This window comes from Arthrobacter sp. lap29 (genome assembly GCF_032458965.1).
GTDB classification, from domain to species: Bacteria; Actinomycetota; Actinomycetes; order Actinomycetales; family Micrococcaceae; genus Specibacter; species Specibacter psychrochitiniphilus.
The window spans coordinates 192,598-212,033 of the sequence record NZ_JAUCEK010000007.1; the positions used below are offsets into that span (position 1 = coordinate 192,598).

Genomic DNA, 19,436 nt, shown 5'->3' on the forward strand with positions numbered 1-19,436 from the left:
GTCCTCATCGGCAAGGATACGACCCGAATTGCCGTCCAGAGTATCTGGATAGGAATAGTACTGAGCCTTGGATTAATGGTGTTTGCCGCCGGCGGGTTGATCCCAGCCGTTGCTGGGGCCCTTAGCCAGGAACTGGTGGATCTGGCTACGATTTTAAATGCGCTTCGGACGCTCAAATGGAAAGAACGTCTCCCGGTTGCCGAAAGCAAAGGGTTGCAGCATGGGCCCTCCCACGTCATGGTGCAGAGATGACGCTGACGAACGAGAGGACTTTGTGCCCTTGTTAATCAATGATGCACACGAAAGACTGGCAGGACTAATACAAGAGAAATGCGGGATGCCATTGCCGAAGGGCGATCCCCTAAGCGGAAATTAGGACCAAGGAGGGGAACGAGAAACATGGATGGACTAGTTGCCTCCGATACAGACGAGACAAGCGCGCTCATGGAGCCGATCACCGTTTTTATACTCGATGACCACGAACTTGTGAGGCGGGGACTCAAAGAACTACTTGAAGGTGAGGGGTTCAAAGTCATCGGCTCCACGGGTTCCGCGTTGGAGGCAGCGCGCCGGATTCCGGCCTTGCATCCAGACGTTTCAGTGTTGGACGCACGTCTACCTGATGGGACGGGTATTGAGGTATGCCGTGATGTTAGGTCAGTGGATCCTTCCCTGCGATGCCTGATCCTGACTAGTTACGACGATGAACAAGCCCTGCGTGGTGCTGTCCTAGCCGGAGCTGCCGGGTATGTTTTGAAGGAAATCGATGGCACGGACCTGCTAACATCCCTGCGTCGTACCGCCAAGGGCGAATCACTTTTCAATCCGGACATCATGGAGAAAGTGGTTCAAGGTCTTGCCGAACCTGAACGGGTGGATCCACGCATCACTTCTCTCACCCCCCAAGAAGCACGCGTGCTCAAACTCATTGGGCGTGGATTGACCAACCGGGAAATTGGCAGTGAAATGTTTCTTGCCGAGAAGACAGTCAAGAACTACGTCTCCTCACTTCTGGCCAAGCTGGGATTTGAACGACGCACACAAGCCGCCATCTTCATCACCGACAAGGGCTGGATGTCCCCGCCAAAGCATTATTGAGGATCGGTGATAGGAATATCGGGCCAATTCCAACACCAAAGAGCGACCAGCCAAGAGGGGAACTCGCTCGCCAGCCACCACCGCAACATACAATTCAGGTCCCATGGCCCGAAAGAGACACCGATCATCAGCAGCAGCAAAGCCTTCACTCCCATCCTTTCAGTCAGAAACAGGTTCCCAAAGACCTTCGCCCCTTTCCCGTATAGGGACACAAGCACGGTCACCATGAGCGGATGGTGTTCCGGGAATGCGTCGTAGATCCGAGGACTTCGGTGCCGTCTGTGCCGGACATAATTGCATCCAGTCGGTCGAGGGATCCAATCAAGGCTCTTCCACCAGTTGACGTAACGAAGTCCGCTGCTGCTCTCACTTTGGGGCCGATGGATCCCTCAGGGTAGTCGTTACTGTCGATGTCCTCAGTTTTGAGGGTTTTGAGGATTTTTTGGGAGGGTGTCCCAAAGTTTGTCATGATGCCACGCACATCGGTCAGGATGACCAACATGTCGGCGGCAACGTCGACGGCTACCCTCGCCGCAACGTAGTCTTTGTCAACAATCCCCTCGATCCCCCGGAAGCCCGGCCCCTCGGGAACAACCGCGATGCCACCTCCGCCACCCAGGACAACCGTTGCGCCTGCGTCTAGCATTCTGACGGCGTTTGCGCTCTCAAGAATGCGGACAGGGAGAGGCGAAGCTACCACCCGGCGCCATCCGGATCCGTCGGTCGCGACGGTCCAACCGCATGTTTTCGCCAGGGAATGAGCACGTTTTTCGTCGTAGACGGAGCCGACGAACTTGGTGGGGACCGACAGCCGCGGATCCGTGGGGTCGACAAGAGTTCGCGAGACAAGAACGACGACGTCTTTGTCCAAACCCGCATTCCCCAATGCTTGCTGTAGCCAGAAGCCGATGAGCCCCTGGCTTTCGGCAACCATGTCCCACAGCGGGTAGGGGGTGCTCAGCGAGCGATCGTCGCCGTTCTCCAGTGCCAGCAAACCAACCTGCGGACCATTGCCGTGAACAATCACTACCTGCTGTTCTGCGGCAAGTCTCACCAAGGCCGGGGCTGCTTCTGCGAGCCTAATGACTTGGGTCTTCGCATCGGGAATCTCCCCTCGGCGGAGGAGGGCGTTACCGCCGATCGCAAGTACGATCCGCATGCCCTAGAAGCTCTTTGGAAGTGTCGGCAAATGAGCGGGCGGGGCCACGCCGTCGTCACTGTCTTGAACCTCAGGGTTGTTTGCGTTGTCCGGTCGAGTCAAAACAATGGGACAGGGCACATGTAAAAGCAGGTCTTGTGTGGTTGAACCCATGAGTGCGCGTTGTACGGCTCCCCTGCCACGGTTTCCCACCACGAGCATCACGGCAGTCTGCCCGGCATTGATCAAGGCCCTCGCCGGCACATCATCGTGCTCGTATCGTTCACATACTGTTAGATGAATATGGCGGGCACGTAGTGCGGCCACGGTAGATTCCAGAATCATGCGCCCCGCTGTTTCACCCTGCATGACGATAGTGGGACCGAGCGCACTGTTGCCTAACCACCCCGCAACAGCAGATGAAACGTAGATGACAGTCAGTTCTTGTTCTGTGCTTGCAGCTTCACTAGCAGCAAAATAGGCAGCGGCCGTGGACTGGGGGGAACCATCAATACCTACGACAACTCCGGCATTCACGGCGCTCTGGCGCGCGGGGATGACTGCCACGGGACATTGCCCGATCATGGCGAGCTGCAAATTGACCGCACCAAATCCCTCACCATGCGCATCGGCTGTTCTGTCGGTCCCGACCACAACCATTGCGGAACCAGAAGAAACCTCAGCCAGCACTTGGGCAGGTTCCCCGAAATGGAGGCTGGTATGCACGTCCACGGCAGGTGCAAACTCGCGCGCTCTGCTAGCTTCACTATGCAACAAGCCCTCGAGAACATCTCGCACACTTTGGTATTCAATGCGCCCGGGAGAGACCAAATAATCCGGGACGGAGTGAACCAACTGAAGGGAAAGCTTTAGCCGCCGGGCCCGCCGTGCGGCCCACTCGAGCGCTGCCCTGCTAGAGGGTGAGCCATCCACACCCACGACAATCTGCGGTGCTACAACCATGGGTCATCGACCTTTCTACGTCCGCACAAAGTTACGTTGTCCGGACTATCCCGTAGGAGTCTGCCCGCCCCTGCTCCACGTCGGTTGGGCGTGGCTCCGTGACTCCGAGTTGTGTTCCATTGTGGACTGCCGCCGGATCCGTTGCAGCCTTCGCTGACGCAGTTTCACGGGCCAAGAAAGCTCCTAGCTCACTGATGGTGCTCATCAGTGGGGCTGGAAAGACAACTGTCGTGTTCTTATCAACGCCCAACTCCACCAGTGTTTGGAGATTTCGCAGTTGAAGAGCCAAGGGGTGAGCCATCATGGTGTCCGAAGCCTCACCCAGCGCCGCAGCAGCCAACGACTCACCCTCCGCGGCAATGATCTTCGCTCTCTTTTCCCGCTCGGCTTCTGCCTGGCGAGCCATGGCACGCTTCATGCTCTCCGGAAGCTGGATGTCTTTAAGTTCCACCAGCGTCACCTCAACACCCCATTCCAAGGTTGTTTTGTCCAAAATTTCCCGGATACCTGAGTTGATGACATCAGTCTCGGAGAGCGTTTCATCGAGAGTGTGCTGGCCGACTACTTTTCGCAGCGTGGTCTGGGCAATTTGGTCGATTGCCGAGTAGACGTTTTCGATGGCCACAACAGACTTCACAGCATCCACCACACGAAAATAGGCGACGGCCGAAATATCGACACTGACGTTGTCACGGGTAATGATGCCCTGGGACTGGATTGGCATAGTGATGATGCGCATCGAGATTTTGGGCATCCTATCGATCACCGGGATGATCACAGCCAGGCCAGGACTCTTGACGCCTATGACTCGACCCAGCCGGAAGACCACTCCCATCTCGTACTGATTCACCACATGGATGGCCAGTGCTGCCGCAAGTAATAGCACAACAACGATGACCACAATGCTAACGACGAGAAATGTCATGGCGAATCCTTAGAGATGCACAAGGCTCGTGAAGAATCACGAGCTACCTTCAACGCTAGATCCCGCTGCTTGTTCAGTGGAGGGTCCAAAGACCCTAAATTTCGCCCGGCACTGACCTTCAGATCCGGCCGATGCGATGGGTGAGGGAGGACAATGAACGCCAAGCACGACGGCGACCGCTGTCACCAGGGTCTCGGTAAAGGGCTACTCGCAAGACTCCTCCATCGCTGAAGTTGGGTCTGTTCCGAAAGGACTGAGAACCGGGCACTATCCAGATTTAATTACGTAATACCGTGCATTCTCCCGACGCCAGCAACAAGGACAAGCTGTCTCCCGGCGCAAGGGTTCGCTGGACATTTTCGACTCGGACCTTGATAGGTTCGGCCCGTCCAGCGGCCAGGTGCAAGGCGATGCTGTCGGAGGTGATGTGAACTTTGATAGCTTGGCCGCGGAAGTAGAGCCGAAAAGTGACTGCTGACAGCTCGAGTGGCAGGAGTGGATGCAGCCACAAAGTGTCGTGGCGGGTTTCCACCCCGCCGTAGCACCGAAGCACCATGTCAGATGTTCCAGCCATGGCGCCCAGATGCACGCCCTCGTGCGTCGTTCCACCCGGAGTATCCGCGATATCGCATTCCAAGACTCTCGTGAATAGCGACCAGGATTGTTCCCGGTCGCTGCGTGCCAGCACCCAGCTGTGCGCCAGCCTACTCAACGTGGAACCATGACTCGTCCGGGACAGGTAGTAGCTGACGGTCTGAGGAACAATCTCTGGCGCTAAGGGGTACCCCAGCCTGTGGAACACTCCCCTTAGCTCTTCTGCGGATAATAAGTAGAACAACATCAATACGTCTGCTTGCTTGGAGAGCTTGTACCCGTTGGTAGTGTCCCCCTCGGCCTGGAGGATCAAATCGAGCCGGCCAATGTCACCATAGCGGGCACGGTACAGGGGCCAATCAAACTCCTTCAACGCTTCGTAACCCTCAAATTGGCTGATCACGCCATCGGCGTGGAACAGCACCCGCAGCCGCCTGCTGACTCGGTCCCAGTGGGCAAGTTCGGCCGCAGTTAACCCCATGCGACGGCGTAGTTCCCCACCATCGCCGGCGGACACCAACGCGACTGCCTCGGCACTCTTGGCCAAAACCCACGACGAAAGAACATTCGTGTAGGCATTGTTACGCAAACCCTCACCAGGATGGTTGGGATAACCGTCGTGGAACTCGTCGGGGCCCATGACACCGCTGATACTGAACCTGTCATCGGTCGGATCATGTTTTGCCATCGCGGCGAAACAGCGAGAAACCTCAACGAGGAGCTCCGTACCGTACCGTACAAGAAACTCGAGATCACCGCTTGCCTGATAGTACTGCCACACACTATAGGCCACCGCCAAGCCAACGTGACGTTGCCGGTGGGAGTTGTCCGGCATCCATTGCTGGTCCCGGACGTTAAAAAGTGCCGTGGGTGTTTCCTCCTGGCCATCACTGCCGCTTTGCCAAGGAAACAGCGCCCCTTCCAGCCTTTCGGATCGGGCCGCAGCTCGCGCCGCACCCAGCCGGCGATACCTGTACAGCAACAGCGACCTGGTGATATCCGGACGTCGCAGGGTCAGCATGGGATAAATGAAAAGTTCGTCCCAAAAAATGTGCCCGCGATATCCCTCACCGGACAAACCCCGGGCTGGCACCCCGGCGTCCAGATCTGTTCCGACTGTCCCAACGCACGCCAACACATGGAAGGTGTTCACGTTGAGTGTCTGGCTGTGGCGCCGCCCAGAGCTCAGTTGGATGTTGAACCTGTCCCACAGATCGTCCCAGGCACGCACATGTGCGTCCAGCAGTGTCGCTTTTTCCGGCGCGTCGCGAATACCCTGACTTGCGCTCAGTGCCGCCGTCGACAGCGCACGATCACGTGAGGTTGCCACCGCCACTGTCTTTCCAATAGTGACGGCTCGGCCCCGTTCAAGAGGAAGTGTTATCGCGTAACCCGACCGTCCGGCCTCGGTCGTTTTCCTATACCTGCCACACATTTTGTCGCCGGCGTCGTCGAACAGGAGAGTACGCATGGCCATGGCGATGCTGATACCTGATTGATTGGTTCGCGATTCCCAGAGGACCGTTTCCTCGTCGAGGATGCTCCCGCCCATCGGCGTCAAGTGATCAGCGACAAGATGACTGTCTCCGGCCGAGTTCCGGTTCGCTACCGTCCCGTTGACAGCGGAAACAACGGCAACCTCTCCTGACCAGTCTTCGGCTACCACCGTGGTTTCAAGGGATCCCAAGTGGGTGTGCGCCAAGGACAGGAACACCCTGGAGTCGATGCGCGTTGTCCGTCCATGTGAGTCCCGGTAGCGGTTGGTACGCGTCAGTATCCCGTGGCGCAGATCCAGTTCCTGCCGATGGCTGAGCATTTCCGCCGCTCCGGGATGCAGGATAGGCCCATGCTCGGGCGCAATGCTCAGAAATGTCCAGTCAGGGGCATTGACCATATGTTCCGACTCATCTCTGCGTCCTACGAAATCGGTAACGACTCGGTTATAGACCCCGGCAAAGTACGTACCCGGATAGTGCGTCTCGTCCGCCACGCTGCCCGGGGCGGCGCCGCGCGTGGCCCAGTAGCCGTTGCCAACAGCACAGAGGGTCTCGCGGCGCCCTTCATCTGCCGGATCAAAATCGTTGTAGACCAACACCCACGGATCTATCATTTTCTTCAGGCGTTCTCGCTCGATGTGTGTAGTCCAAGGGGTAGCGTGCGGCGGCGTGCTCATGGTGAACCAAGGAGATCCGGAACGCTGAATCGGGCGGCCCGGCGGTGAACGTGGTGGGCGAGCCCACGCCGCCGAACGGTAGGTGCGCGTTGGACGGGGCGGGAGAAGAACCATCCCTTGGCAACTTCAACGAGCACCAAATAGACCACTGTCATGGCTAAGAGGGCCAGAAAGAACGGGACGGGCAGCGGGTCAAATCCCAGTATGGCGCCAACGGGTGAAAGCGGAAGATAGATACCAACGGCCACCACGCCTAGGGATGCCCACAGGAGTCCGGCGGAGGGCCGGCTGCGCAGAAACGGCACGCGGCGGGTTCTGATGGCAAAGATGATGAGTGTTTGGGTGGCTATGGATTCAATAAACCAACCAGCCCGGAACTCCCCGGGAGCAGCGTTGAAGACAAACAGCATCAGGCCAAAGGTGGCAAAGTCGAACAGTGAGCTGATGGGGCCGAACAGGAGCATGAAACGGCGAATGAATGCGATATCCCAATGTGAGGGAGCCTGCAGCTGTTCCTTATCGACGCGGTCCCCGGGGATGGCCAGTTGCCCGGTGTCATAGAGCAAGTTGTTGAGCAGGATTTGTCCCGGCAGCATGGGCAGAAAACTCAAAACCACTGAAGCTGTGGCGGCGCTGAACATATTGCCGAAATTACTTGAGGTCCCCATCAGGACGTACTTGATGGTGTTGGCAAAGATTCGACGCCCTTCCCTGACCCCTTCAGCCAAAACGCCCAGGTCCTTATCCATCAGGACAATGTCCGCAGCATCCTTGGCCACGTCCGTGGCGCTCTCCACGGAGATGCCAACATCAGCATGGTGCAAGGCCAGTGCGTCGTTGACGCCGTCACCGAGAAAGCCGACGGCACGACCTTGTTGGCGCAGTTCCTTGATGATCCTTGCCTTTTGTTCCGGCGAGACGCGCGCAAAAATGCTCGTTTTCGTCACCGCAGTCCCGAGTTCGGCATCGCTCAAGTCATCGATCTGGACCCCGGTGAGCGTTCCCCCAGAGACCAACCCCAGATCCCTGCATACTTTCTCGGCAACCTTGGCGTTGTCACCTGTCGCAATTTTGACAGTGATGCCCAGAGCCGCCAGCTCCTCCAACGATTCTTTGGCATTGGCCTTGGCCTTATCCAAAAACACGAGGAAGCCATCCAACGTCAGCCCCCGCTCATCGGCGGGTTCTATTGCACTCATACCCACCACCGGACGTGAGGCCACAGCGATAACCCGCGCTCCGGCGTCGTACTGTCCATCCAAGAGCGACTGCGCATGAGGCGGGATGTCTCTGCACAAGGCCATGACATCCTCGGGCGAACCCTTGGTGATGATCTGCTGGTGTCCGTTGGCATCTGTCACCAAAACGCTGGTCATGCGACGTTGGTGGTCAAAAGGAATGATATCGAGCCGCTTTTCGCTGCCAGGGACAAAGTCACGCGCCTCGGATGCAACCCAGAGCGCAGCATCCAGAGGGTTCGCACCCACGGTGGTGACGGCCCCATGCGAGTAGTCGGCCTCCGTTGATATAAGCCCCAAGGCAAAAAGTTCGGCCTTCGACACCTCCAAACGGACAGGCAGTGCGGAGGTAAAACTGATGTGCCCTTCAGTCAAGGTACCAGTTTTGTCCGTGACCAGCACGTCCATGTCCCCCAAATCCTCAATGCAAACCAGCCGCTTGACCAGCACTTTCCTCTTGGCCAGTGCCCGGGTACCAGCGGCTAGACAGGTACTCACGACGGCGGGCAGCAGCTGGGGCGTGATGCCCACGGCGATCGCTAGGGAGAACAGCAGCGACTCCAGCAAGGGGCGGCCCAGAAGCAGGTTGGCGACGAAGATCAGGGTGGTTAGCACAACTGCCACCTGCAAAAGCAGGAAAGAGAATCGTTTCAGGCCCTGCTGGAATTCCGTTTGCGGCTGACGTTCCCCCAAGCCCAAAGCGATCTTGCCGAACTCGGCACGACCGCCGGTGGCGACAACGACGCCGGTGCAACTACCAGCCTGAACAACAGTGCCCATAAAGAGGCAGCACGACATCTCGCCCAACGCGACCTCTCCCAGAATGGGTGCGGGGTCCTTATCCACAGGAAGGGACTCCCCCGTGAGAATGCTTTCATCACACAAGAGATTCTTCGCATCGAGCAATCTGATGTCCGCCGGGATAATCGCTCCCAACGCCAAACGGACCACATCACCGGGTACTAGATTCACCACGTCGATTTGGCAGGCGGTGCCGTCCCGAAGGACAACAACCGTGTGCGTGACGCGTGAATGAAGAGCCTCGGCAGCGCGTTCGGCGCGAAATTCATTGCTGAACCCCAAACCAACACTCACCAGCAAAATGACGGCAATGACTATCGAATTCGTCGCGTCCCCGAGAAAGAGAGACAGACCGGCCGTGACAATCAAAAGGATCAAGATTGGACTGCGAAGTTGCCGCCCCAGCACCAGCCATGGGCTGGCCTTGTGAGTACGCAAGGCATTGGGGCCAACTGCGGCCAAGCGCCGGGCAGCCTCGCCGCCGCTAAGGCCACTGTCCGTTGACTGAAGATCACTGAGAACTTGTTCAACCGTTTGGTGGATGGTGCTGGCGATGAATCGCTGCGTGAAGTTAGGTGCCTCAGCTGCTACGGACAGGCTCATCGGTGTCCTCATAGCTCGCACCCACAGCCACCGGCACCTTCTGAGCCTCCTTGGAACTGTGAACGACGAGCACCGGGCAGCTTGCATGTTCCGCACAAGCCGAACTGACGGAGCCCAACAACATCCCCGCGAATCCTCCATGGCCACGGGAGCCGACAATAAGCATCTGGGCCGACTTGCTGTATTCCATCAAGACTTGGGCAGGCCTGCCGCGGACGCACTCGGCGCTAAATCCATCGGGCGCGTTGTCGCCAAAAGCCTCCTGGGCGGCGTCCTTGAGTATCTTCTGTGCATCCTCGTCCGGATCCCAGTCGGGGACTATGTACGAACCAAAAACGGTGTCCATATGCCAGGCCGTGACCGCGGTGATGGTTGCATTGAATGCGCGTGCCATCGTTTGGGCCCATTTGAGCGCCAGCACTGACTCAGGAGATCCGTCAACGCCTACCACTATTCGCGAACCCGTGAGCGTTGTCTCTTGTTCCATGGCTTCAACCAGCTTTCTTTCCATTCGCGTTAGCTTCCTGCAGCTCATGCCACAAGATGCCACCGGGTCCGCTCGTATGCCGACCCGGTCCTTCCATTTCAATGATCAACGCACGGGCACAGACCTGCACAGGGCCAAAAGTCCCTAACCATCGAGTCCGCACAGTGACACTCTTAAGATCACGGGCGTGTTATTTCTGCGTCGGTGAGTCAATCATTTATGCCCGGACCATTTGGGCCGAGACCCAACCAATGAGCACACGGAGTGAACCTTGAAGAGCCAGCTGAACCAAAGCAGCACTAAAGCGCAGAACCTTCCCGATTCCACAGAGGAGCCGGAAGAGTTTGAGCTCCTCAACCGATATTGGGATGCTGCCAACTATCTGACAGTGGCGCAGATCTACCTTCAAGAGAATGCCCTGTTGCGTTCCCCCCTCACGGCGGAACTGATCAAACCACGGTTACTGGGTCATTGGGGAACCAGTCCCGGCCTGTCCCTGATCTATGTTCATTTGAACCGGCTCATTCGCAATACTGGGGCTCGAATCCTCTTCGTGGCAGGTCCCGGACATGGCGGTCCAGCCGTGATTGCAAACCTCTATTTGGAGGGGACCTACTCCGAAATCTATCCCCGCGTCAGCCAGGACGCGGAGGGCCTCCGGCGCCTGATCCGGCAGTTCTCCACCCCTGGAGGCATCCCCAGCCATGTTGGTCCACCGACCCCTGGTTCCATCCACGAAGGCGGTGAACTGGGCTATTCACTGGCCCACGCCACAGGAGTCGCCATGGACAACCCGGAGCTTATCGTGGCCTGCGTTGTTGGCGATGGGGAAGCCGAAACGGGCCCGCTGGAGGGTGCTTGGAAGGCTCCTGCTTTCCTCAACCCGAGCCGGGATGGAGCAGTGCTGCCGATCCTTCACCTCAACGGTTACAAGATCTCCGGCCCCACTGTCCTTGGCCGTCAGTCAGACGAGCAGGTTGTGGCGTTGCTGTGCGCGCACGGTTGGGACCCCGCAGTCGTCTCCGGCACCGATCCCGACGTCGTCCATGTTGACCTTGCCCGCGCACTGGACAACGCTCACGCCCGCATTCTCCAGATCCAGCAGCAGGCGCGCCACGACGGCGCCAACGGACCCGCACACTGGCCGGCGATCATCCTGCGCACGCCCAAAGGCTGGACCGGGCCCGGCGTTGTCGACGGTATCCAGGTCGAAGGGACGTTCCGCGCCCATCAGGTCCCGTTGGCCAAGGTTCGTGAAAACCCTGCCCATCTGGCCCAGCTTGAGGCCTGGCTGCGCTCCTACAAACCCGAAACACTCTTTGACGCTGACGGCCAACTTCTGCCAGAACTAGCTGCCCTCGCCCCACAAGGAGACTTGCGCATGGGCGCCAATCCTTGGGCCAACGGCGGCACGAATATGACCCCATTACCTCTGCGGCCCCTTGAAAACTACGCCCTTGACGTGCCCGCCCCTGGGTCCATCAAACACGAAACCACCAGACCCTTGGGTGAAATGCTCAGGGACATCTACACTGACACCTCCCACGATCCCCGTTTTCGGCTTTTCAGCCCGGACGAGACCAACAGCAATCGGCTGGGCGCCGTCTTCGAGGTCACAGACAGGTGCCAGATGGAGCCGATCCGGGACGGTGATGACCATCTGTCCCCGGATGGCCGCGTCATGGAAGTCCTCTCCGAGCACCTTTGCCAAGGCTGGCTCGAGGGCTACGTCCTCACCGGACGGCATGGGCTCTTTGCCACCTATGAGGCGTTTGCCATGGTGAGCGCCTCCATGACCATCCAACATGCCAAATGGTTACAGCATGCTCGCGAACTGGCGTGGCGAAACCCCGTGCCCAGCCTCAACATTTTGCTCACCTCAACATGTTGGCGCAATGACCACAACGGTTTCAGCCATCAAGGACCGGGTCTGATCGACACCGTCCTCTCGCTCTCCGGTTCTGTCGTCCGGGTCTACCTTCCACCAGATTCCAACACCTTGTTGGCCGTAGCCGAACATGTCCTGCTCAGTAAGGATTACGTGAATTTGGTGGTGGTGGACAAGCAGGCCCACCCTCAGTATTTAAACCTCGACGACGCCCTCCGACACGCCGCTGCTGGTGCCTCGATCTGGCACTGGGCTGGAAATGACGACACTCCCAGCGGAGAAATTACCCACCGGAGCGCCTTGTTTGGCACCGAATCCTCTATCACCACACCAGACGAGCCAGTGGGTGCGAGCCAACCGGACATTGTCATGGCCTGCGCCGGCGACGTCCCAACTGAGGAAACTTTGGCCGCTTCCTGGCTGCTCCAACACTATGTCCCAGAACTGCGAGTGCGGGTGGTCAATGTGATGGACGTGCTCGTGTTGCCTCCACGGGACGCGCACCCTCATGGGCTCTCCGACGTCGACTTTGAAACGCTTTTCACCCCTGACCGCGAGGTAATTGTGGCCTGGCATGGGTATGCCCGTGCCTTCCATCAATTACTGCATGGCCGCTTGAACCCGGGCCGATTCCATGTTCGTGGTTACAGCGAACAAGGCACCACGACAACACCGTTCGACATGGTGGTGCTCAATAAGATGAGCCGATATCATTTGGCGTTGGAAGCCCTGCGCCGGGTAAGCGGTCACTTTGACGGAGCACAGGAGTTGGCCGACCACTGCCAACAGATGCTGGCGAAACATGACACCTACATTCACGAGCATCTGGAAGACCTGCCGGAGATTCGCGACTGGGTCTGGACACCGCCGGAGGACCGAAAGGCAGAATCATGAGCACCCTAAAAGAACCAGTCACCATCATCGTGGGAGTCGACGGATCAGAATCCTCCATTGCAGCGCTGCGGGAGGCCGTGAGGTTGGCGAGACCCCTCGGCGCACAGGTCAAGGCCTTAACCTGCTGGAACTACCCCAGCGCCTATACTGTGCCCTACGCCTTAGGAAACTTTGGCTTTAAAGAGGCCGCACAGAAAATACTCGATGGGGCCGTTGAGAGCGCGTTTGGCTTGGACTGGCCAAGGAATCTCACAACTCAGCTGGTTCAAGGATCAGCCCGGCCAACCCTCATTGAAGCCAGCAGGGATGCCGCGCTTCTGGTTCTGGGGCGGCGCGGATTTGGTGGATTCAAGGGATTGCTGATGGGGTCGGTCAGCTCGGCATGCACTGCGCACGCTCATTGCCCGGTCATGATTGTGCACACAGCTGATGAGCAAGGGGGCACTGTGTGAGCTGATGCTATCGCTCTAGGTCAGCGAAGGAACCCACTTTGCGCAGTCATGTTGCACCCATTCTCTTCAGGTCTCCTCTGCAACGGCTGCCGTCGTTACGGCTGCCCCCGCCGTGACGAAGAGGGGCCGGTACAGGAAGTACGCGAAAACTGATCCCGCGCTGGCAAGTGCCGCCATGCCAGCAGAACGTAACCACCAAGATTCCCGTACGCCAGCTTGCAGGACCACAAGGACCGTCGAAGCAGGCCTAGGCCGACGCACAGTGCGACCGGAGCGACTATACCCGAATCGTAGAACTTAACCACCCAAAAGGTCACCGGGGTGGCGAGGTAGACGGCCCCGGCCGGTTGTTCACTCATCGCGTCGATCAGTGTCCGCAGGTGGAGCCCGAGGACAACAAACACCGCCATGACCACCAGCAGGATGCCGCTGCCCCCTCCTAAGCCGTCCATACATCGGATGAAGATTCTTGGGCACTGCCTAGTTCCAACCAAGGGGCCACCCCCGCTGCGAGCAGAAACATAGCTAGCAACAAAGGGAAGACCTGCTCAACGTTTCCTGGTAACTGCAGGTATTCATTGCCTAGGATCAGCTGGGCATAGGTGTACACCGAAAAAAGTGCCGGCGCTAGTGCCAGTACCGGCGCGGCAGAACGCCCACGCCATGCCAGGGCGCCAACCACCAGGCAAACAGGGGCGACGACGACCAGCGCCGCCAGATCCCCACCGCGGATCTGATTGAGGCCCGAACTCGAAGTTCGGAAATGGATCTGGTTAAGCATGAGTGGACCCAAGATGCCATCGGTGATGATCAGTGCTGCGAGCAGCATCAGGCTGATGCCCAAGATTCGATTGCTTCTCATATCCCGAACCTACCCCCGAGCATTACTCGGAAATAGAGCCAAACGTCCCCTGGACAGGGGCGTTAGACCCTAGCGGAAAGCAACAGGGGCAGCAATTCTTGAAGGAGACCCAGCACCATTCGCCACCTTATGAGAGGCCATCAAGATGGGCATCGTCGTCGTCTATGAATCCATGTTTGGCAACACCCGCAGAATCGCTCTGGCCATTGCCGAAGGGCTAGCACCCTTTGGACTCGTGGTAACGGCAAACGTCAACGACTCGCGAGCCAAGGAAGCCACACGTTCCGCCAACTTGCTTGTTCTCGGCGGACCCACCCATGTGCATGGCATGACAAGGCCCTCCTCACGCGAAGAGGCAACAACCTGGGCCAACGACAAATCAAAGAACTTGACCCTCGAACCGCTGGCCCGTGGGACAGGAGTACGCGAATGGATCAAAGACCTCGACCTCGTACCTGCCCTCTCGGCGGCCTTCGACACCCGAGTGGACATGGTGCAGATCCTCACAGGAGCAGCCTCAGGGCACATCGAGCACGCTCTCACGAAACGAGGATCACGCGCAGTTATTTCGCCAGAGAGCTTTCTAGTGTCCAAAGACAACACTCTTAAGGACAGTGAGCTGACCCGGGCTCGTAACTGGGGCACCAGCGTCGGCAAAGCCATGGAACAGTTCATCCACCACTGAGCCACGCCGGACGTTCAAGAGTCCCAGTTACATCTTGATTCTCTGTTCCTAGCTGAACTAAGAGGGCTACGCTCAGGACCATGGACACTTCATCTGAAGACCAACACTTTCCCGCAGCTGACATTGGAGCCGGAGGAACACAATCAAGCTTCCGTGCCGAACTGGACAGCAAGCACTACACCGCCGTCGATGAAGACTGGGCTGGCGGTGTTCCTGCCCAATATGGTTTGGCTCCACGGGTTCGGATCAGTCACAGCAAGTGGTTCAACCTGCTGTGGCTGATCCCCATCGGATTGTTGCTCCTGATCGTCGGCATTGCCGTCGCCAAGGGAATTCGTGAACTCCCTGCCGTGGCGGACTTCATGCACCGCTACCCGGGCACCTCGGAACTGCCGGAGAACGCACCGGCAGGGTTTCCGGCGTGGCTGGGCTGGCAGCACTTCCTGAACCTGTTCCTGATGATTTTCATCATTCGATCCGGGGTGACCATTATGGCCGATCACCCCCGTCTCTACTGGACCAGGCACTCCACACCGGGCAAAGACTGGTTCCGCATCCAAAAACCAGTGCCAACCGATCCTCTCTACACCGCCAAGCAGGACTCAATCACGCTGCCCAACGGCGTAGGGCTTCCCGGGCGGCGCCACTCCATCGGTCTGGCACGCTGGTGGCACTTGGGAATCGACACACTGTGGCTGCTCAACGGCATAATCTTCTACATCCTGATCTTCAGCACAGGCCAATGGATGAGACTGGTACCGCTGAGTTGGGACGTCTTCCCGAACTCCCTCTCCGTTGCCATCCAGTACCTTTCCCTGGACTGGCCGCTGGAAACGGGCTGGGTCAACTACAACGGCCTGCAGTTGATCGCCTACTTCATCACCGTGTTCATTGCCGCACCGGCCGCCCTGGTCACCGGGCTGGGGATGTCTCCCGCACTTTCCACCCGGTTCCGTGCCATCAGCACCGTCTTCAGCATCCAGGTTGCCCGTTCACTGCACTTCCTGGTGCTCTGCTGGTTCATCTTGTTCATCATCATCCATATAACGCTGGTGCTGACCACAGGGGCCCTGCGCAACCTCAACCACATGTACGCCTCCCAGGACAACGAGTCCTGGACGGGCTTCTGGATTTTCGCAGCCTCCATGGTCGTCGTGATCGTTGCCTGGGTGGCAGCCACACCCTTTACCTACCGGCACCCGCGGGTTGTCCAGAAAGTTGGCTTCGCCCTGATCGGCCCGGCCCAGCGCCTTTTCGAGCACATCGATTCCAAACCCGGCCAGTACACGGAGAAGGATATTTCCCCGTACTTCTGGCACAACGGAAAATACCCTGAAACCGAGGAATACAAACAGCTCGAAACCGGCAACTTCATCGACTACAAACTGCGCATCAACGGTCTCGTCGAGAACCCCGTGGAGCTGGACCTCAACGAGTTGCGGGCACTGCCCCACCATGAACAGATCACCCAGCACTTCTGCATCCAGGGCTGGTCGGGTGTCGCAAAATGGGGCGGCATCTCCATGCAGACGATCCTCGACATCGCCAAGCCCAGGCCGGAGGCCAAATGGGTGATCTTCTACTCCTTCGCCGCTGGCCCGGACGGAGGAATCTACTACGACGCCCAGCCCATTGAGCAGATGAGCTACAAGCTGACCATGCTGGCGTACGACATGAACGACGAAACGCTCTCGTTCGGCCACGGCGCACCGCTCCGGCTCCGCAACGAGACCCAGCTCGGATTCAAACTCGTCAAGTGGATCAAGGGCATCGAATTCGTCGAGAACTTCGACGACGTCGGCGGCGGACTGGGCGGATACAACAACGATCACGAATTCTTCGGCTACCGCCAATCCATCTAAGTCCATGAATGCAGCCGCCCGGGCTGGACCTGTTCAGCACTGCGCAGCTGCAAGATGCGGCCGTGGACACCTGTTCCGGCGTCAGAGGCTACGGCGGCCTCATAGCCTTCGACCAACCCACTTTGGGGAGGAGATCCCGGGAACGTTCCAAGGGGGAGTCCAGGGTACGCCCACATGACGACCTCGTTACCCCGGGGCTCACCGCCAATTTCGACGGCGATCGAGCCGGTGCCAGCAGTGGCGACGCGCCAAAAGCTGTCTGTCTGTTAATGGCGGGGTAGGAACCATTGGCATCCAGCAACGGAAGAAGGGCTTCTGCGGCGCGGTAATGCGAGTAGAGCGGGGTCTCGCGATGACGTTCTTGGAATCGACAAAGCCGGCACCAAGCACCGAATGACTCTGGCGCCTGCTCGCGGCCACGACACTCACCGTATGCGATTTAGCGGCTAACTCCCGCACCCGAGACTGCAACGCCACTCTACCTAGCGCTTTTTGAGTGGCGAAGTAGTCCACACGGACGCTCCCCGTGCAACAATATCCCCATGACTGCTCGACTCTACGATCTCACTTCGTCATGGACGTTCCCAAACACTCAGCAGGAAGTCTGGGATGTGATTGCCGATCCGAGCATGGCCTGGCCAAACTGGTGGCCGGGTTGCACTTTGGCTAAACCGCTGGAGCGGGAATCAAACACCGGCGCATCAGCTGAAGAGCTGCTTCTTGCAACCACTGCCACCCTGAATTTCAAGGCCTCACTCGGGTACACACTGTCAGTTTCCTACCATCCGACCATTGTCGACAGCCCACGTGAAGTCATCTTTGACGCAGGTGGAGACCTTGCTGGCAAAGGCCGCGTTGTCCTCTCAGCACCAGACAGCGGACAGACCCAAATGGATATTGAATGGCGGGTGAGGCCCACCAACCGCTGGATGACTCTGCTCAGCCCCGTTGCCGCACCCGCGTTCACCTACGCCCACGCAGCCCTCATGAAGCGTGGTGAAACGGGCCTCAGAGAATATTTGGCACGACAGAGCAATAGGAAATAACAAGTAAATTTGAGCCCCGCCCCTGTTCAGCCGCCGTACACGGATTTAGCATGAATTACAGAGCGAATCGACACAGTCGCTGAAACTAGTCGAGGGGTCTACGCATGAACGTTTGCGAGCACCATGCTGCGAAGTTCGCCGACACGGCCAGCAATATCGCGGCCAAGCAGGCGTCATGGACGAGTCCCGCGAGCCAACACGCCCTATCGCCTAGAAGTCAGCAATGTGGCAACGGAAAGTGTTTGAGCGAGAACCGAGTGAAGGCTCTGCTGTGAGCAACAGGAAGATCCGCCACGAAGCACGAGAAGCCAGCCGTCAGTTAGATCTCGGAGCCCACCCCGACCTTCACAGCATCCAGACATGGCTCGAGGCCAAAAATGGGCGGCCTATCACCATCGTTGAACTGCCCGCACTAAACGGGGAGGACCTCTGCGGAATGTACGTCTCCTACGAACATCTCGACGTCGTCGTGCATGCCCCGCCACGCTCAGCCTGGCAGCGGCAGCAAATCATCCTGCACGAGTTCTCCCATATGATCCTGAACCATCAGCTCACCGCCACGTCCCTAGAACTTGCACGCCTCCCAGGGTTCCCAGAAACCCCGTTGAAAGTGCTCGGCCGAACCAGTTTTGACGACGATGACGAAGCCACGGCAGAATACTTGGCCGACCTCCTGACCGCACGTATCCACGCCCGCCATCAGGATCCTCCCGATGACCCCTCGGGTTTCAAAAAGGTCTTTGGATAATGGAGTACGTACCGGCAGCAATGTTGTGGCTACTCACCCTCATCAGGATTCCCACGGCTACAGATACGGAACGGGCCTCCGTCCTGCGCGCCACATTCTTCGCCGCCCTCGCCTGCACACTATTCATTCCCGCCGTCTACAACACGGTAGATCCCCTCCTCGGCGGGCACAACCACGTCGGTCTACTTCTGGTCCTGACGATCATTGTCGGCTTCTGGCAATTCCACACCGCCACGATGCTTGCCGTTTTTACCGATCAAGCACGACGGCGCCACCACCTCGTGCGCGGACGACTGGGTTCCGCCGTGGCCAGCATCTGCGTCGTCGTCGGCTTCTTCGCTAGTCGTGTGGAGGAGACCAATCAAAACTTACCCATCGCCTACGGCAACCAGCCAGGCATGCAACTATTCCTCTGGGTAGGATCGGCATTCATCATCTGGGTCTGCGCCGACATCGCACTAAACTGCCTGAAATTCCTGCCCAGAATGCTGGGTAAATCTTTCAAGTCCGGAGTCATCTGCTTCGCGGCCGGATGCACTCTGATGGCCTTGGCACTGGGTAACCGACTAGCGCTGGGGCTCGTCGAAGAATCGCCCACCCATACTAGTCCCTTCATTGGGGGACTCAACTGGTCCTTTACAGTTCTCGAAAGTTTGGCCGTGTTCTTGGTCAGTGTCGGGCTGATGCTGCCTCGCTTCCGCGAATCTAAACACAATCTCCAACGCAGCATTCGATCCCGCTGGCTCATGGTGCTCTTGACTCCGGTCTGGCGCCGGAGCAGTACCGAGCGAAAATACCTTCTCCGAAACCGCTGGACCCCACTCCTTGACCCTGTCGCTGGCCACACCACGCCCCACCTTCACCGTCGTGTAATCGAGATCCGCGATTGTCAGCTACGCGGCATGAGCCTACTCCCCCGCGACCGCATACTCGTCAACCAGGCCGAACAACTCCTCCAAGGACACTGAAAGAGGCACCT

The 19,436-nt window shown here is 58.2% G+C and carries 15 protein-coding genes; 8 read left to right on the forward strand and 7 right to left on the reverse strand.

What is annotated here, in order from left to right; all coding sequences use genetic code 11:
* Positions 1-399 precede the first annotated feature (399 nt).
* The gene (locus tag RY113_RS13405; protein WP_315914952.1) at positions 400-1,098 is read left to right on the forward strand and encodes a response regulator transcription factor; all 699 of its coding nucleotides are present in this window, start codon (positions 400-402) and stop codon (positions 1,096-1,098) included.
* Between the two features lie 220 nt (positions 1,099-1,318).
* Here the strand turns inward: RY113_RS13405 and RY113_RS13410 are convergent, their stop codons facing one another.
* The 6 genes from RY113_RS13410 to RY113_RS13435 all read right to left on the reverse strand — a co-directional run bounded on the left by RY113_RS13410 (position 1,319) and on the right by RY113_RS13435 (position 10,044).
* The gene (locus RY113_RS13410) at positions 1,319-2,257 is read right to left on the reverse strand and encodes a carbamate kinase (RefSeq protein ID WP_315914953.1); all 939 of its coding nucleotides are present in this window, start codon (positions 2,255-2,257) and stop codon (positions 1,319-1,321) included.
* Positions 2,258-2,260: 3 nt separating this feature from the next.
* Positions 2,261-3,199: a universal stress protein gene (locus RY113_RS13415; RefSeq protein WP_315914954.1), complete on the reverse strand. Its 939-nt coding sequence runs from the start codon at positions 3,197-3,199 to the stop codon at positions 2,261-2,263.
* Between the two features lie 31 nt (positions 3,200-3,230).
* Positions 3,231-4,124, reverse strand: a complete 894-nt coding sequence (locus tag RY113_RS13420; RefSeq protein ID WP_315914955.1) for a slipin family protein — start codon at positions 4,122-4,124, stop codon at positions 3,231-3,233.
* A 277-nt stretch (positions 4,125-4,401) separates the two neighbouring features.
* Complete coding sequence (locus RY113_RS13425; protein ID WP_315914956.1) at positions 4,402-6,891, reverse strand: glycosyl hydrolase family 65 protein; 2,490 nt, start codon at positions 6,889-6,891, stop codon at positions 4,402-4,404.
* A complete protein-coding gene (gene mgtA / locus RY113_RS13430; protein WP_315914957.1) occupies positions 6,888-9,533 on the reverse strand; it encodes a magnesium-translocating P-type ATPase in 2,646 nt (881 codons plus the stop codon). Before mgtA ends, RY113_RS13425 begins: the two co-directional genes overlap by 4 nt.
* Positions 9,511-10,044: a universal stress protein gene (locus tag RY113_RS13435; RefSeq protein ID WP_315914958.1), complete on the reverse strand. Its 534-nt coding sequence runs from the start codon at positions 10,042-10,044 to the stop codon at positions 9,511-9,513. The genes mgtA and RY113_RS13435 overlap by 23 nt, the downstream gene beginning before the upstream one ends.
* A 247-nt stretch (positions 10,045-10,291) precedes the next feature.
* On the opposite strand from RY113_RS13435, the gene RY113_RS13440 reads away from it, so the two are divergent.
* Together RY113_RS13440 and RY113_RS13445 are read left to right on the forward strand one after the other, a co-directional pair.
* Positions 10,292-12,802 (forward strand): phosphoketolase family protein, encoded by a 2,511-nt coding sequence (locus RY113_RS13440; RefSeq protein WP_315914959.1) that lies wholly within the window; start codon positions 10,292-10,294, stop codon positions 12,800-12,802.
* Positions 12,799-13,254 (forward strand): universal stress protein, encoded by a 456-nt coding sequence (locus RY113_RS13445; RefSeq protein ID WP_315914960.1) that lies wholly within the window; start codon positions 12,799-12,801, stop codon positions 13,252-13,254. Before RY113_RS13440 ends, RY113_RS13445 begins: the two co-directional genes overlap by 4 nt.
* A gap of 439 nt (positions 13,255-13,693) precedes the next feature.
* Here the strand turns inward: RY113_RS13445 and RY113_RS13450 are convergent, their stop codons facing one another.
* Positions 13,694-14,116, reverse strand: coding sequence for a hypothetical protein (locus RY113_RS13450; protein WP_315914961.1), 423 nt, complete (start codon positions 14,114-14,116; stop codon positions 13,694-13,696).
* Positions 14,117-14,261: 145 nt separating this feature from the next.
* Between RY113_RS13450 and RY113_RS13455 the strand changes: the two genes are divergently transcribed.
* The 5 genes from RY113_RS13455 (at position 14,262) to RY113_RS13475 (ending at position 19,425) form a co-directional block, all read left to right on the forward strand.
* Positions 14,262-14,801, forward strand: a complete 540-nt coding sequence (locus RY113_RS13455) for a hypothetical protein (protein ID WP_315914962.1) — start codon at positions 14,262-14,264, stop codon at positions 14,799-14,801.
* Positions 14,802-14,881: 80 nt separating this feature from the next.
* Entirely contained in the window at positions 14,882-16,663 is a 1,782-nt protein-coding gene (locus RY113_RS13460) for a molybdopterin-dependent oxidoreductase (protein WP_315914963.1), read from the forward strand.
* A gap of 542 nt (positions 16,664-17,205) precedes the next feature.
* Positions 17,206-17,709 carry a hypothetical protein gene (locus RY113_RS13465; RefSeq protein ID WP_315914964.1) on the forward strand — a complete coding sequence of 168 codons (504 nt, stop codon included), beginning with the start codon at positions 17,206-17,208 and terminating at the stop codon, positions 17,707-17,709.
* Positions 17,710-17,980: 271 nt separating this feature from the next.
* A complete protein-coding gene (locus RY113_RS13470; protein ID WP_315914965.1) occupies positions 17,981-18,457 on the forward strand; it encodes a hypothetical protein in 477 nt (158 codons plus the stop codon).
* Entirely contained in the window at positions 18,457-19,425 is a 969-nt protein-coding gene (locus tag RY113_RS13475) for a hypothetical protein (RefSeq protein WP_315914966.1), read from the forward strand. Before RY113_RS13470 ends, RY113_RS13475 begins: the two co-directional genes overlap by 1 nt.
* The last annotated feature ends 11 nt before the right edge of the window (positions 19,426-19,436 follow it).

Coding starts and splice junctions, on each gene's coding strand:
- RY113_RS13405 (WP_315914952.1), top strand. CDS start 400: ATGGATGGACTAGTTGCCTCCGATACAGACGAGACAAGCGCGCTCATG.
- RY113_RS13410 (WP_315914953.1), bottom strand. CDS start 2,257: ATGCGGATCGTACTTGCGATCGGCGGTAACGCCCTCCTCCGCCGAGGG.
- RY113_RS13415 (WP_315914954.1), bottom strand. CDS start 3,199: ATGGTTGTAGCACCGCAGATTGTCGTGGGTGTGGATGGCTCACCCTCT.
- RY113_RS13420 (WP_315914955.1), bottom strand. CDS start 4,124: ATGACATTTCTCGTCGTTAGCATTGTGGTCATCGTTGTTGTGCTATTA.
- RY113_RS13425 (WP_315914956.1), bottom strand. CDS start 6,891: ATGAGCACGCCGCCGCACGCTACCCCTTGGACTACACACATCGAGCGA.
- mgtA (WP_315914957.1), bottom strand. CDS start 9,533: ATGAGCCTGTCCGTAGCAGCTGAGGCACCTAACTTCACGCAGCGATTC.
- RY113_RS13435 (WP_315914958.1), bottom strand. CDS start 10,044: ATGGAAAGAAAGCTGGTTGAAGCCATGGAACAAGAGACAACGCTCACG.
- RY113_RS13445 (WP_315914960.1), top strand. CDS start 12,799: ATGAGCACCCTAAAAGAACCAGTCACCATCATCGTGGGAGTCGACGGA.
- RY113_RS13450 (WP_315914961.1), bottom strand. CDS start 14,116: ATGAGAAGCAATCGAATCTTGGGCATCAGCCTGATGCTGCTCGCAGCA.
- RY113_RS13455 (WP_315914962.1), top strand. CDS start 14,262: ATGGGCATCGTCGTCGTCTATGAATCCATGTTTGGCAACACCCGCAGA.
- RY113_RS13460 (WP_315914963.1), top strand. CDS start 14,882: ATGGACACTTCATCTGAAGACCAACACTTTCCCGCAGCTGACATTGGA.
- RY113_RS13465 (WP_315914964.1), top strand. CDS start 17,206: ATGACTGCTCGACTCTACGATCTCACTTCGTCATGGACGTTCCCAAAC.
- RY113_RS13475 (WP_315914966.1), top strand. CDS start 18,457: ATGGAGTACGTACCGGCAGCAATGTTGTGGCTACTCACCCTCATCAGG.